This window comes from Noviherbaspirillum sp. L7-7A, assembly GCF_019052805.1.
GTDB lineage: Bacteria > Pseudomonadota > Gammaproteobacteria > Burkholderiales > Burkholderiaceae_D > Noviherbaspirillum_A.
Genome location: NZ_JAHQRJ010000003.1, coordinates 371,888 through 385,388 on the forward strand (window position 1 = coordinate 371,888; position 13,501 = coordinate 385,388).

The 13,501-nt window shown below is 55.5% G+C and carries 12 protein-coding genes; 8 read left to right on the forward strand and 4 right to left on the reverse strand.

Going from position 1 to position 13,501, the window contains the following annotated elements:
• Positions 1-352: 352 nt before the first annotated feature.
• The 3 genes from KTQ42_RS23155 to KTQ42_RS23165 all read left to right on the forward strand — a co-directional run bounded on the left by KTQ42_RS23155 (position 353) and on the right by KTQ42_RS23165 (position 3,266).
• Positions 353-541 carry a hypothetical protein gene (locus tag KTQ42_RS23155; protein WP_217347968.1) on the forward strand — a complete coding sequence of 63 codons (189 nt, stop codon included), beginning with the start codon at positions 353-355 and terminating at the stop codon, positions 539-541.
• A gap of 253 nt (positions 542-794) precedes the next feature.
• Positions 795-2,789 (forward strand): PAS domain-containing protein, encoded by a 1,995-nt coding sequence (locus KTQ42_RS23160; RefSeq protein ID WP_217347969.1) that lies wholly within the window; start codon positions 795-797, stop codon positions 2,787-2,789.
• A gap of 72 nt (positions 2,790-2,861) precedes the next feature.
• Positions 2,862-3,266 (forward strand): hypothetical protein, encoded by a 405-nt coding sequence (locus KTQ42_RS23165; protein ID WP_217347970.1) that lies wholly within the window; start codon positions 2,862-2,864, stop codon positions 3,264-3,266.
• 1,223 nt (positions 3,267-4,489) lie between these two features.
• Here the strand turns inward: KTQ42_RS23165 and KTQ42_RS23180 are convergent.
• On the reverse strand, positions 4,490-6,211 hold the full coding sequence (locus KTQ42_RS23180; RefSeq protein WP_217347973.1) for a hypothetical protein: 1,722 nt from the start codon (positions 6,209-6,211) through the stop codon (positions 4,490-4,492).
• A 1,321-nt stretch (positions 6,212-7,532) separates the two neighbouring features.
• On the opposite strand from KTQ42_RS23180, the gene KTQ42_RS23185 reads away from it, so the two are divergent.
• Complete coding sequence (locus KTQ42_RS23185) at positions 7,533-8,210, forward strand: alpha/beta hydrolase (protein ID WP_217348101.1); 678 nt, start codon at positions 7,533-7,535, stop codon at positions 8,208-8,210.
• A 278-nt stretch (positions 8,211-8,488) separates the two neighbouring features.
• Here the strand turns inward: KTQ42_RS23185 and KTQ42_RS23190 are convergent, their stop codons facing one another.
• On the reverse strand, positions 8,489-9,022 hold the full coding sequence (locus tag KTQ42_RS23190; RefSeq protein ID WP_217347974.1) for a hypothetical protein: 534 nt from the start codon (positions 9,020-9,022) through the stop codon (positions 8,489-8,491).
• 380 nt (positions 9,023-9,402) lie between these two features.
• Here KTQ42_RS23190 and KTQ42_RS23195 point away from each other — a divergent pair, with 380 nt between their 5' ends.
• Positions 9,403-9,717: a hypothetical protein gene (locus KTQ42_RS23195; RefSeq protein WP_217347975.1), complete on the forward strand. Its 315-nt coding sequence runs from the start codon at positions 9,403-9,405 to the stop codon at positions 9,715-9,717.
• A 313-nt stretch (positions 9,718-10,030) separates the two neighbouring features.
• Here KTQ42_RS23195 and KTQ42_RS23200 read toward each other — a convergent pair whose 3' ends face one another.
• A complete protein-coding gene (locus tag KTQ42_RS23200; RefSeq protein ID WP_283093334.1) occupies positions 10,031-10,828 on the reverse strand; it encodes a TSUP family transporter in 798 nt (265 codons plus the stop codon).
• On the opposite strand from KTQ42_RS23200, the gene KTQ42_RS23205 reads away from it, so the two are divergent.
• Together KTQ42_RS23205 and KTQ42_RS24325 are read left to right on the forward strand one after the other, a co-directional pair.
• Positions 10,712-11,173 carry a hypothetical protein gene (locus KTQ42_RS23205; protein ID WP_217347977.1) on the forward strand — a complete coding sequence of 154 codons (462 nt, stop codon included), beginning with the start codon at positions 10,712-10,714 and terminating at the stop codon, positions 11,171-11,173. The two genes, KTQ42_RS23200 and KTQ42_RS23205, sit on opposite strands and share 117 nt — an antisense overlap.
• 80 nt (positions 11,174-11,253) lie before the next feature.
• On the forward strand, positions 11,254-11,382 hold the full coding sequence (locus KTQ42_RS24325; protein WP_283093325.1) for a hypothetical protein: 129 nt from the start codon (positions 11,254-11,256) through the stop codon (positions 11,380-11,382).
• Positions 11,383-12,186: 804 nt separating this feature from the next.
• On the opposite strand, the gene KTQ42_RS23210 is transcribed toward KTQ42_RS24325, so the two are convergent.
• Positions 12,187-12,600: a hypothetical protein gene (locus tag KTQ42_RS23210; RefSeq protein ID WP_217347978.1), complete on the reverse strand. Its 414-nt coding sequence runs from the start codon at positions 12,598-12,600 to the stop codon at positions 12,187-12,189.
• A gap of 200 nt (positions 12,601-12,800) precedes the next feature.
• On the opposite strand from KTQ42_RS23210, the gene KTQ42_RS23215 reads away from it, so the two are divergent.
• A complete protein-coding gene (locus KTQ42_RS23215; protein ID WP_217347979.1) occupies positions 12,801-13,445 on the forward strand; it encodes a hypothetical protein in 645 nt (214 codons plus the stop codon).
• Positions 13,446-13,501 lie beyond the last annotated feature (56 nt).

Below are 13,501 nucleotides of genomic sequence, written 5' to 3' on the forward strand. Positions count from 1 at the left end.
CGGAGTGCCATCGCTTGATCGGCAATGCAATTGGCTCGACCTTGTTCGTGCTTTCGCCCTCCAGAAGCTGGAGTTGACTGCCCGGCACTTCGCACTAGGACTTATCAAAGACGCCAGAGCCCTTGCCATCGTCGTGCCGTCAGCGCCCATCGACCAGCATAAGACAGATCGCCGGCAGGTAAGCGCTTCTGACCTACCTGCTGGCCTTGTGACAACGGCACGACGTCGGCCGCTGTCTGTCAGACAAGGAAGTCTTCATTGACCAAGCGCGCTTAGCGTTTCTTTAATTGCAGGGTCGGGTTAACTTCCGTTATACGATAGTTGCACGAACTCTTTCCAACTAGGAACAAAAATGCAGAAAATCATGGTGGTATTGGCGGTATTGCTCGTAACCGGTTGCTCTAGCATGGGCATGGGCGGTAGTTCAAACGCCACGTCCGGCCGCTCGGATATGAATATGACCCGCTCCTCAGGCTATTCGACGGATCGTGAGCCTGTTATCAAAAGCAATGGAAACCTCAGCCTTTATCACGGCGGCTAAAATTAAAGTTGTGCAATAGAAAACCCGCTTCGGCGGGCTTTTTTATTTCAGTAAACGAAAAACGACAATATTTCTAAACGGCATGCTGTTTATGAAAAATCGACTGGTGTGACAACATGGCTATAATCGTTAAGCAAACAGCTTGGCTAACAGCGAAGTTTAGTTTCTTTTGAAAAAATTGTTTTAGCCTCTAATATCCTGCCGACTTTTGTTCATCCGGTAAGGCGATTCAAAACAAAAAGCTCTTTGTTATATGAATACTAATCCGGAACCCACGCAATCGGCCGACTCGGACCAGCATCCGCCATTTGCCAGGTACGAGGCCGATGACTGGAAAATGCTGCACCAGTTGAGTATGGGACTGCTGCAACCCGGCAGGTTGGGACAAAAACTTAATATGGTCCTTGAGACCGTCGCAGCGTTCCATAATACGACGAAGGCTGTCTTATCAGTAATGAATGTTGCCTCGTCTACTCTTACGGTAAAGGCGAGTATGGGCTTCAACGACGCCGCGGTAAGGGACTTGTCGCGGATACGGCCCGGCGAGGGTTGCTGTGGCGTCGCGTTTGCGGAACGGCACCGCGTCATCATTGAAAACTTCGCGTCCTGTGAGCAATTCAAGAGCTTCCGACCATGGGCAGAGCTCAATGGTATCGGCGGTGTTTATTCGACACCGTTTAACGATGCCGAGAACAATACGATTGGCGTGCTGACCCTTTATTTTGATCATCCACATTCGCCAACCATCCGTGAAATGGAATTGACGGATATGTGCGCCAGCAGCCTGGCTCTGATGCTGGACCGTGAGCGCACAGAAGCAGCACGGCGCCGCGAGCGGGACCACCGCGATCAAGTCTTCGGTGGCATGGCGGAAGCGCTATGTATCGTGGACCGTGATTTCACCGTGATAGAAATGAATGCGGCGGCAGTCCAGTTGAACAAGCGACCGCTGCATGAGATGCTAGGCAGGAGTCACTGGGACCTTTGGCCCGAAACCAACGATAGCGAAGTTGGCCGCCTGTACAGAAAGGCAATGGCGGCACGTGTTACGACCTTTCTGGAAAACCGCTGGGTAGATCCGGTTGGTAACGTCGGCTGGTACGAGCTCACGGCACAGCCGATTGCAGAAGGCCTAGCCCTGTACATTCGCGACATCAGCAAAAGAAAAGCCGCTGAAGAAGAGATGCGACAGAGCGAGATGCGCTACCGTATTCTGAGCGAAACGGTTTCAGACCTGGTATGGCGCGCGAACGCTCACGGCAAACCCATCGAAGATACGAGTTCATGGCGGCGTTATACCGGCGACATGACGCCGGACTTGCAATGGATTACTTCGGTGCATCCGGACGACCGGGAACGTGTTAAATCGGCTTGGCAAGGCTATTTGGCCAAGGGGGAGCCGGCAGGCGAGACTTACCGGGTGCGTCGTAAGGACGGAGAGTACCGTTACCTCCATTCTCGTGCTGTCCCGCTGCGCAACAGCCTCGGCGAAGTCGTTGAATGGATCGGTATATGCACCGACGTTACCGACGTCATTATGGAGTCGGAAAGCATGCGTTTAGCCAACGCGCGGAAAGACCAGTTCCTGGCAATTTTGAGCCACGAGCTGCGCAATCCAATCAGTGCAACACGCATGGCTGCGAGCTTGCTTGAAAAGCCAGCGGTGGAAGAGCACAGAGTCGCGCACCTAGCACAGGTCATCGGTCGCCAGGTCGGTCATATGTCCCGGTTGGTAGAAGACCTGCTGGACGTCTCCCGTGTCTCGCTTGGGTATGTGATCCTGGACAAACAGCAATTTGACCTGCGTGCCATTGCGCACGATGCCGTGGAACAGGTGCGCCCGATGTTTACGCTCAAGCACCAAATCCTGATCGAAAACTTGCCCACGCAGGAATGCGCCGTCTTCGTGGACCGCACGCGCATGGTGCAGGTCGTAGCCAATCTGTTGAGTAACGCTGCGCGTTATACGCCGGACAGGGGCAATATCTCGGTAAATATCACCGCCTTGGAAAACGCTTTCGACGTGCGAGTCACAGATAACGGGATTGGCTTTGAACAGGAAAATGTCAAAGGCCTGTTTGATTTCTACGCACAGGCGGAACGCTCGGCCGATCGCAAAAACGGCGGCCTTGGGTTAGGCCTCGCATTGGTAAAAAGTCTTGTCGAACTGCATGGCGGGAGCGTACATGCTTACAGCAATGGTAAAGACCTAGGCAGTACTTTTACGGTTAGGTTGCCAAGGCGGTAGACAACGGGCCTAGTGGAAATGTCATGAAATCCTTCCACCTCCGAGGCGGGCTAAAGTATGAGCAGCTGCAGCATGGCAATCGTCGGAATCGGGCTGGACATTGCAAAGTCGCTGTTTCAAGTCCATGGCATACATGCGCACAGCAAAGTAGTGCTGAAGAAGTCCCTGTCGAGTTTGGAGATGGTGACTTTCTTTTCCAAATTGCGATTGTGCTTGATTAGGTTGGAAGCCTATGCCGGTGCCGACTATTGGCCTAGGGAACTGTGCCGCCAAGGCCATACCGTACGACTAATGACTGCCCAATTTGTAACGCCATACTGCAAGAATGACGCCAATGATACCGAAGCGATCTGCAAGGCCGTCGGGCGGCCCAACATGCGCTTTGTGCCGGTCAAGAGGGCAAAAGCGCAAGCAATATTGACGTTGCACCGAGCACGGGACTTCCTGGTATCGGAGCGCATTGCATTGTCTAATTAAATTCGCGGACTGCTAGCTGAATTCGGTATCGTGATCGCCACTGGCATGGCGAGTTTGCGCCGGCTTATGATGAAAGTGCAAACAAGTGCATTCACCCTGCCCGCACTGGCGAACGAGAAGAGCGCCGAGCTGTACGAGCGTTTGCTAAATCTCGACGGAAAGGCAGCCGAGTATAAACGCTATATTTCTATGCTAGCTAAGCAAGCGAGGCCTCTAAGCGCCTGATGAAAACTGAAGGGGTTGGGCTGATTACAGCCATTGCGCTAGTGGCCAGCGTGAGAGATGGCAAGATGTTTCGCAATGGAAGAGAATTTGCAGCATGGTTAAACTCACGCCAAGGCAGTATTTGAACGACAGCAAAAATCGGCTGGGTGGCATTACCAAGCGTGGCGACGCTAGGTTGCGAACCTTGCTAATTCATCGCACCAGTAGTTCCGTTTGCTCAATGGTGGAAAAATTCGATCGCAAGAGTCAGTGGGTGAGCGCGTTGCAAAAGTGCTCCTGCTCCAAGGTGGCAGCAGTCGCTTTGGCAGCCAGAAATGCCAGCATCATTTGGGCCATGCTGTCTCGTGGAACGGAATACAGATTGGCTGGATAAGCAAGAGCAAAGACGGCTAACGATCACCAGAAAGTATCCCGCCAACGATTGCGAGCAAGACGGGTTGATGGAGAAAAGAATTCGGACTCACGTAGACAAGAACCTGATAACAAACTTGGTCGAAACAAGACCGAACGGTAAAGAGGCAGCCTGCGAGCAGAAGACATCAGGGCCGACATCAACGGGTGCTATAGTAGGCTGGGTAAATTTGTGCAGTCAAAACTTAGTTCAACGTCAAAACAGTGGCTGGCAAAACGGAGGATGTTCAAAAATAGTTTGTCAAAGGCACATATGAAGGTAGTTCGTCCTTCCCGCTAGGGATTTCGCCGGAGTGGCCAGTACGGGAGGCCGGGGCTTAGCGAAGCACGCATGCTAGTCGCGCGTGAGCCAGTGCAGAGGGGTCAACTGTGCTTGCATCGAGCGCAGCAGGCGGGGCCAGCGACATCGCACTGGCAAACGGACAGCTTGGGGGTGTTTTTGCACCGGGGACTGTCCCGATTGTGCAGTCGCGCTTGCTGCGCTTCCTGCCACCAGCAAAAGGCAAAGGCACAGCACACCAGCACCCAATGGCCGCGAATCGCCTGGTTACTGCAGACCATGAAGTCAGCCCAGCCAAGCTGATCTTTCAATTGGCGTACTCACACCATTTCGTCGCGCCGTAGGCAGGATCGCCAAAGGCGCCGTTGTTGCAAGCGATCGCGCCGGTGGCCGACTTGTATGCGAAAGAGCCATTCGCACCGTATCGCACCTGGTGAGTGCCGCTGAAACTGCATGTGCCACCCTCTCCTGCACACCACGTCCACACAGTCGGGGCAATCACAGGTTGTGGCGTCGTAGGCGTTGTTCCGGACGTCGACTCATACTCGCAGGTCTTGGTCAGTCCAAATGCAGGATCGCCAAAGGTACCGTTATTGCAGCCAATCGAACCGATGGCGGTCTGGTAGGCAAACGAATTGTTAGCGCCGTAGCGCACCTGTGCCGTGCCACTGAACGTGCATGTGCCGTTTTCACTTGCGCAAGCCGTCCACACAGGTAGTGCGGGGGCTGTGGTCGTAGGCGGCGTCGGGCTGGAGGTGGTCGTGCTGGATTGCGCATAAGCGCAAGTCTTGGTCAGGCCATAGGCGGGGTCACCAAACACGCCGTTGTTGCACGCCAGATAGCCAGAGCCTGACTTGTAAGCATAAGTGCCGCCCGCGCCGTAGCGTACCTGGCGCGTGCCGCTAAAGGTGCAGGTTCCTCCCTCAGTGGCACATTCAATCCAGTTCACGCTTGGCGAGGGTGACGTGACCGGCGGCGTTGTCGTGGTCGAAGTTGGATCGGGCATCTTGACCGTCGAAGTGACCGGCTCAACCTCGTAAGCGCCGATGTCGATCTGGCCGTTGACAGGCCTTGCCTCATTGCCGGCCACGTGCTTGTACTGGAAAGACGGTTTGAGGGAAAGCCCACCGGCGGAAATACCCGGCACAGAGCCAGCATCAACCATCGGCGATACGGCTGCGGGATGCAAATCGAAGTTGGCACGATCGACAAAAGCAGCCGCCACGCTACGATAGTTTGTTTTGTCGATAGCGCTGGACTGGGTATTGACGTTGCCGGTGCCGGAGAAAACATTGTTCTGCATGAGGACCGGTGTGCCAACCGAGCCGCCCACCATGATGAACGTGCCGCGTGAGCTATCGTCATTCAGGAACGTGTTGTTGACGACATAGAGGTCCTGGCCCGAATTTGTCGCGCCTTCTTCGCCATAGGCTACCAATGCGGGGTTCTGATTGTTGGCCGGCTGGTGGATCACATTGCCGATCAGGTAGGTCGTGCCGCCATTCGGAAAATCCACTTCATAGCTGGGCTGGCCGCTTGTACTGGAGAAGCGGCTGTTGACGACGGTATTGGTGTTGGCTCGGGACTTCAGGTTGTGGCCGATATTGGCATCATGGGAGTAGCTCGCCCTGAAAATCAGGCTGTTAATGTGCCCGATATACAGGTTGTGAGAATAGCCGTCCCCATACCCGTTGTAGGCGAACTCAGTGGTTTCGATGGTGACATTGGAGACCCCGTCGTTGTTGGTGAGGATGCCGTTTTCGTTATGATGCAGGTAGCTGCCACGCAACGTCAGATGCTGCCCGTCCAGCCGCAACGCCGCGCCATTGCGGTCGTTGACGCGGGCGCCGAACATTTCGACATTCTCAATGCTCGTGTTGTTGCCTGAGAGGACCCAGATGCCCTTACCCATTGCATTGCGACCGCCGCCATCGATTTTGGGCCGGCCGTTCACGCCACGAATCGTCAGGTTGCTGGGATAGATGCCGCACACGTCGCCAACGTAGGAGCCAGCTGCGTCGATTTCCACAATATCGCCGTCCCTGGCTGCCCCGAACGCTGCACAGGGAGCGCTATAGTTTTTACCTGGCCCTACTGTAATAGTCGCAGCCGACGCGGTAGCAGCGGCGAAGAGAAAAAGAAGGGCTGCAGTCGATGAGACAGTGTGCCGGTAAAAATTGGTGGTTCCTATTGCAGTCATTATTCGCGTTCCTCGCCAAGTCTTTCGTTTCCTTGAGGAAATGATAGTATGTTGACGACACGAAACGCAAGGAATAATTTCTTTTTGGAAAATTAAATAACTTGAAAATAGCTAAGTTTCGCGAAGGTCTAGGTACCGTGATCATCAGCTGCTTTGATCGCCTACTTCGCTGCTTCGAGCTTAGAGACGTCGTATTCGACCAAAATTGATCGGGTGGATTGCTTTTTCGTCACTGCTTGGAGTAGTTTCAAAGGACGGTTTGTTGCCTTCTTAGTTTTTCTTAAAGACAAGACCGCCCTCAATCTTTGCTACCGCATCATCCGGAATACTGCACAAGTCCCCCGTCAGGATCACTATTCACCATTGACAGAGGCTGCCCCAGTCATGTCTGATTACGCGAAGCAATGCTGCCAATGTTCAGCGATATCAGGCAGCAGCTGACTCAGGCGGCAGTGGATTTTTATAAACCATGCGGCATGTCAATTCCCTAGAACGGGCACGTCGAGACATTTCATGAATGGTTTGATACGCCCTGGTTTCTTTTCTAGCTGAGAGAGAAGAAGGACGAATTACCGCAGAAAACAGATGGCGTCACATGCGCATCACCGCCGCTCTAGCGTAATGCTAGTTGCCGGAAAGTCGCCTTGTAGTCGGGTAGAAGCCGGGCCTTGCAATGAGCCTCATTATTGTTGCGATCCTAGCTACCTGAATGATTGAGTCGGCTACTTGGTACCAGCGTTAAGAGCGCTAGCGTTCGACTTGTTTTTGCATCGGGCGATAGTCAAACCCAGCATTCCAGTCGGATCTGCTAACTGAACCGATTGCTTAAATCGGACATTTTGACTTTGTGACGTACTGGTGACCTAAGCATTGCATTGATACCTCAGGAACGACATCGGAGATAACTCTCCATTCTTGAAATCCGTGAGTGCACAAATCAGCAATCCATTGCCTGATGAAAGAAAAGCAATAACGACTTGACTCAGAACGATAGCGATGTCGCAGCGAATAATGATTACCTGAAACGGGTTTATTATCAATTCTCTGATCAACCGACGTCTTGAACATTTTCAACCTTGGACAGCCAATCAGTGTAACTAGCTGGTACAGCAGTGCTATCTCGTTGCAAACGTTTGGTGCAGAGACTAAGATGAAAGACGATTTGAAAAGCTTGGTACACATCCCAGCCGATTCCATCACAGTCGCGGGGATGCTTGAACTTCCTGCCAATGCTTATGGATTAGTGCTGTTTGCTCATGGAAGTGGAAGCAGTAGGCTGAGCGCACGCAACAATCATGTTGCTGCCGTTCCTAGGCAGGCCGGGCTAGGCACCCTGCTAATCGATCTGTTGACGGTGGAAGAAGACCGCCATTATCAGACAAGGTTTGATATCGATTTGCTGGCACGCCGTCTGGACAGCGCTGTTGCATGGCTGCATATCCAGGACGCAACCGCTGGATTGCCGCTGGGGTTATTTGGCGCTAGTACTGGCGCTGCCGCCGCACTTCGGGTTGCCGCCAAGCGACCAAGCGAGCTTACTGCCTTGGTGTCACGTGGCGGACGGCCAGACCTTGCAGGCAAGGACAGTCTGGCTGCGGTGCGCACGCCGTGCCTACTGATTGTTGGCGGCGACGATCACGGCGTGATCGAATTGAATCAACAGGCCTATGGCTTGCTGCACGGCGAGAAACGGCTTGCGATCGTGCCAGGTGCCACCCATCTTTTTGAAGAACCGGGCAAGCTGGATGAGGTAGCGATGCTTGCTGCTCACTGGTTTGAATACCATTTCAGGGAAGCGGGCCAAAAAGCGGCAGGCCGGGAGGCATGACAGCAATGAATCGCGCAGTACTGGGAACACAACCGAGGCAAAACCCCACGCGAGGCGTGTGCGAGAAAAGCGAGAAAACGCTGCAGCAACATTTGCATTATCCGCGCTGCGTTTTCCACCGCACTCGCAACAGCGCTCACTTTAGGGTGGCAGTGTGAACCAGCGCGCGTCTACCAGGCGAAAGTTTGCTGACCACCCCATTGCTTTGCGCAATACCTGTCCTGCTGGACGGTAAAAGGATTAGCAAATGACAATAACCTCCTGTCCCTGCCATTCAATCAAAGTGCTTGCGCTTGCGTTGCATCGGGTGCAGCCACTGGCGTCACTAGTGGAAGCACCTTCATTCGAATGTCAGCAAAGATAGCCAGACCATCATCAATCGAAAATCGCTGGGCGTGGCGCTCAAAACATTCACGCGCTTTTTGGGATTTCGCATCCTTTGCTCGGTAACCCTGATAAGTCGTGATCAAGCCATCACAGGCATGCACAATCTGATCCGCCGATCCATGGCCAATATAGGCGCCCAGCGCCTGCAAACGGTGCAGCGCGTCGGACAACCACATCAGGTCTTCACGCTGCCTGGGTCGGTCGCCGTTGTCGGACCGCAGCGCGTAAGCGCTGCATACGCCAATTGCGGCCGCTACCTTGCCGGAAAATTCAATCAGGCGCGCCAGTTCAGGCGTCAAGTTTACTGCAATCGGCTCGACCGGCGGTTCGTCACTATCGCGCTTGAAGTTCAACGCACCAGAAGCCAGCCAACCCAGCGCGCCGAGTACCCCGGCTGACAAAAATACTTTTCGTGCGTTGGACATCAGGCTATTTCCTTATCGTGTTAAACCACCTATAGCGATGCACGAGCGCATCGGCAATAGAAGGCAGTTAGGGACCCTGTTGATTTTAACGCTTGCTGCATGAGATGGATGCATTCGTTGCAAGGATTCATCTCCCGATTCTTCAATCAAAATAAGGCGGTCGCTCTTGCCTGCTCTGCCGAGTTGGCGCCTGGTTAGAAATCGACGGCGAGCAGGCCGTTTAGTGTCCCGTTAATAAGTAAAACGGTTTATTCATAATTTCCTTTGAATAACTTATTTGCGTGATACCTGAGCGCACCTTATCATGCCAGCATTGTTGCTAGAATAAAAATTAAACGCGTCGCTTCGATAATTACATCTATAAAAACCAACCGAAACGCATGACTCTAAGAGAACAGGCACAAAAAATAAAAGCTTGTTTCGCGGCTGCCGTACGGTTTTCAGATCCGAGCGAGCGGGAGACCCGTTACTCACTTGGTACAATGCTCTGCGCCCTGGCGATTCTGGTGGTGGTCTCCATTGGCATGCTATGGCTGGGAGACAAGCTCAGCGCTAAGGAGATGGTGCTGACGCGTTTCATGGCCAAGGGACAAGCAACCCTGACCGGCCAAATCCACGACGCGTCGGTAGCGCGCGATCAGATCACGGTGGTGATGTACGACCAGCAGTTTCTCACTGAATCTCCCCATGCCTAAAGGCAGGGCCTATTTTCAGAACGCCGAAAAGGTATGGCCGGACGCGGTGCGTTTCTATGGTGAGACGCAGGGCTGGGATGAAGCGAAGAAGGTTGCGGCGAATTGCAGCAGGAACTTCCGCCGCATGTCGGCGCAGTGTACGCAGGCGGCGAGCAGCCCGGCTGAATGAAATCGCCGAAGCCGAACGCAAGACCAAGCAGAAGGCGGATCAGATCGCGGAAAAGATCATGAAGAAGAAGTGACCGGGAAATGATCAAGTCAGCGCCGGGCCGCCATCTTGCGGCTCAGGCGCGGCCGGCATGCATGGCGGCCGTTACAACACCGCCTTGACCAGCATCATGCTGCCAATAGCCGGCATCCAGATCAGGAAGAAGCGGCGAAACACATCCGGCTGCATGCGATGCCGGATGCGCTGGCCCAGCATCATGCCCGCCATCGCCGGCAAGAGCGCCAGCAGCGCGCTTAAGGTGACCGACATCAGCATACGGCCGCCCATCATCCGGCCCAGCGTTAGGCCGATCGCGCAGGCGCTGAAAGCCAAGCCGAAGGCCTGGATCAGTTCTTCCTTGTCCAGCTTCAGCGAGGCCATGTAAGGGATCAGCGGAATCACTGCCAGTCCGGTGAAACCGTAGAGCAGCCCGGACAACAGGCCCCCTACCGGCGCCAGCGGTGGTGCCAGCCGCGGCGGCACATGGAACTGCGGCGCCAGCAAGCCGAAGAGGCCGTACACCGCCAGCACGGCGCCCAGTATGTCGCCCGCAAAGCTGGCATGGGCCAGCGTGGTCGAACCGAGGAACCCGCCTGCCGCCAGCGTGGCCAGCAAGGGCGCAAAGTGGCGCAGCAGCCGGCCGAAGCCGGGGCCGGCCAGAAGTTGCCAGGTGTTCTTGACCAGGATCGAAAACGTCAGCAGGGCAACCGCTTCCGGCGTGCCCATGAGCAGGCCAAGCACGCTCATTGCCACCGTTGGCAAACCCATGCCGATAATGCGCTTGACATGATGCCAATGCGCAATGGCGGCAGCCGCACCTACGATAACGACTTCTATAATATCGGCGCCTCGCCAATGCCGGAGGACCTGGGCGTGGTCGGTAGCGAACCCGAGGTGCTGCAGAAGCCGGGCCGCCCGCTGTCGGAGAGCAAGCTGTACGCCCTGCTGGGCAGCGGCGCACCCTCCCTGCTGGGCAATGGCTTCGACTTGTCAAAGTATGTACAGCCCAAGATCGACGAAGTCAGCGTGGACGGCGCCTTCAAGACGCCCGGCCTGCGCAATGTCGATTTGATCGGGCCGTACTTTCATAATGGCAGCAAGGCAACGCTGATGCAGGTGGTAGAACACTACAACGCCGGCGGCGGTGCCGTGGGCGCACTGAACGAGGCCGATCTGCATCCCGACATCCAACCGCTGAACCTTGAGGAGGAAGGGAAGAAACCCTTGTCAGCTTCCTGCTTGCGCTGACCGACAACCGGGTGCGCATGGAGAAGGCGCCTTTCGACCATTCATCGCTTTGCATACCGGCCGGGCATGTGGACGAGCCCTTGAGTAGCACCCAGTCCGGCACCATGATGAATGCCACCGATGTCACGCTGTGCATGAAGGAGGTGGGCGCAGCAGGGCGGGCGACACCGATCAGCCCATTCATGAGGCTGTCGCGTCATTTCCGTTAGCAGCCGCCGGTAACGGGCCGTGCAGGCGCAACCATGTGCCTGCACGGCAGCATCACTCAAAGGGTGTACCGCCGCATTCGGCGCAGAGCCTGTCAGCGATGGCTTGGGAAACCGTTACACCGGCTGAATCGAACCGGGCACTTGCCCCGAGGCGCGGCGTATTTCGCCCGCTTGCCTCCGTTGCCGGTTGCCGGGGACCAGTTCCCTGCCATGCCGTTTCCAACTCGCGCGAGCGGGCAGCGCTCCTGCGGATGGACCCTCATGCCGCGCACGTTAATTTTCCTGGCGATGCCTGGCTGCAAACCAGCTTCGCTTTAATACTGTCCAGTACTAAAGGAAAACCGCCAGGATTTATGTGTAATTAATAAAGTGACAGCACCGCTGAAGCCAACTCATCCATAAAACGTCCATCTCCTTACGCTGTCCGCGCATCCTCGGCATCTCGTGAATAAGCTGCCGGCACGATCATTAAAAGCCCTTGAAAAACCAACTCTGCAACCTCATCTTCGATGGAGACGAAAAGCACTGTAGGAAATTTTATTTTTATTTAGAAACAGTGCTTTATGATTTTCTTCCAATGTTTTCCCTTGTGACTTTCTGCTGAAAATTTCAGCAGAAACTACCAGAAAGGTATTGCAATTGGTCGCAGATTTGGTTAACATAGGCACTGTGTTTATATACAGCTCCTTTCACAATCACTGATCGGCAGGCACATGCCGAAATTTCCTTAATTAATTGACATGGCAGCTCTGCCTTAAGGCTGCCTGAATAGTCGTCCGTGGCTGTCGCGTCAACTCTCGCAGGTCAGGCCGTCGTCGTGTCGTTAAGCGCGGTCGGTGGCAGGTTGGCGCGTGGCGCTGCCAGTTGCTGGCGCAGCAGGTCGAGCATCAGCTCGCGCGCGTAGTCGGGTTGGGCGCGGAACAGGGTCAGCGCGGTGTCGAGGAACAGTCTTTCACGTTCATCGGCCGGCGGCGCGGGCCTGTCGTGTTCCCTGTCCATCCAGCCATGCGGCAGGTCCAACGCGGTTTCGATCGCGCGGGCCACGCTGTTGCCGATGTTCTTGCGCTGGCACTTGATGTGGCTGAGGTAGCGGTCGGACAAGCCCAGTTGCTGGGCGAACTGCTTGAGCATGCCGCGTTGCGGCTGATCGGGATGACGGGAGATGTAGTCGTTGAACAGGGCGTGGAAGTTCTTGTGCCTAATCTGGCTGCTGTTCATCGACGTTCTCCCCCGATATGGATTCTTCACGAATGGCGTGCGGCGCCCGGTCCGGGATGGTTGCCACGAATGCCGCCTAGTGTAGCCGAGGAGCCCGGATTTTTCGTTGTTGTATTGCAACCAATTTAGGCGTTTTTTGTGCTGGCACAAGAGCCGCCGAGATTCATCCGATCACTGAGGAAGGTTAAGCCTGGAGTGCCATGAAAAAGCTGAGAGTTCGTTATTCCCAACCGATCAATTCGGACACATTTGAAGTCAGCCCGCCCGCCCAGGCGCCGCAGGGCGTACTGGTGGACGCGATACTGGTGACGTCGGAAATCTGCGGCCAGACGCTGTCGGCGGCTGCCGCCAGGATACTGGCGGGCGACCTGGCGGACTTCGACGAGACTGCTATCCTGGGCGCGCTGTCGCGTTGCCGGATGGAGGTGCAGGGGCGGCTGAAGGTGTCGGACATCGTCGTGCGCATTGCTGACGGCAGGCCAGACGCCGAGGAAGCGTGGGACATGCTGCCCCGTGACGAGACGGCATCCATCGTCTGGACCGAGGAAATGGCACGGGCCTGGGGGCTGGCGCTGCCGCTGCTGGAAGCCGGCGACGTTGGCGCCGCACGCATCGTGTTCGGCGACAACTATGCCCGGGCGGTGCAGCAGTCCCGCATGCGGCGCGAGCCGGTGCGCTGGATGCCCTCTCTGGGCAGCGACGTGAAGGCACGGGAAGCGGCAGTGCTGGAAGCGGTGCGCAAGGGCCGGCTGACGGTCACCCAGGCCAGCGCCCTGCTGCCGCCCGGTGACCTGCTGCCGGTAGCGGCGAACGACGCTCCGGCACGCGCGCGCAAGCTGCATTAAGGCAAGGCTGGCAGGTTTGCCCGATACAGCGCCCGCGCCTATTGCTGAGCTACCTT